Here is a 622-nt window from a genome sequence, read left to right as displayed (position 1 = left end):
CCCTTCGGCGTCAGCCTTAGCCGGTCGGCCCGTTCCCGGTGATCGGCCCACACATGACGCGTGATGGTGCGCACCGCCTTTGCATTGCTGGTGCAGGAGGCAAGAAGCGGGCAGTCGCGGCAGATGGACGGGTCGGATTTGTAATGGCGGTAGCCATTGCGATCGGTGGTGGCATAGGCGAGCGCCTGACCTTGCGGACAGCGATAGACATCGGCTTCAGCCTCATAGGCAAACTCCCTCTTGCGCATCATGCCGGGCCGTGGTGGCGTTGGATTGCGATAGCCCGTCACCCCCATGATGGCGCGCTCTTCAAGCCCTTTGGCGATGGCCGGCGTAGCATAGCCGGCATCAAGCCCGACCGCTCCGACATTGAAGCCGAAGCGTCCCACCTGCCGGTCGAGACGGCCAAGATAGACAATCGAGTCATGCAGGCTGGCCGGTGTGGCATGGGTGTCGGTGATGATGCCGTGGCGGCCATCCACCGTACGATGATCGAGATAGAAGAAGCCTTTGGGCTTGCCCTCGCGCACCATATAACCGCTGTCGGGATCGGCGCGCGAGACCTTCGTCTCCTTCACCGGTGCCGTGCGTTCCTTCGGCTTCAGAGGCTTCTGGCCGCGCA

At 63.0% G+C, this 622-nt stretch carries 1 protein-coding gene; it reads right to left on the bottom strand.

Going from position 1 to position 622, the window contains the following annotated elements; genetic code table 11:
• Nucleotides 1-622, bottom strand: a 622-nt coding sequence (locus AC07E3_RS21465; RefSeq protein WP_478364772.1) for a transposase, incomplete at both ends; no start/stop codon positions are given.

The organism is Nitratireductor lacus (genome assembly GCF_056431025.1).
Note: the sequence above shows the minus strand (reverse complement) of the source record. Positions and strands in the feature narration are given on the sequence as shown.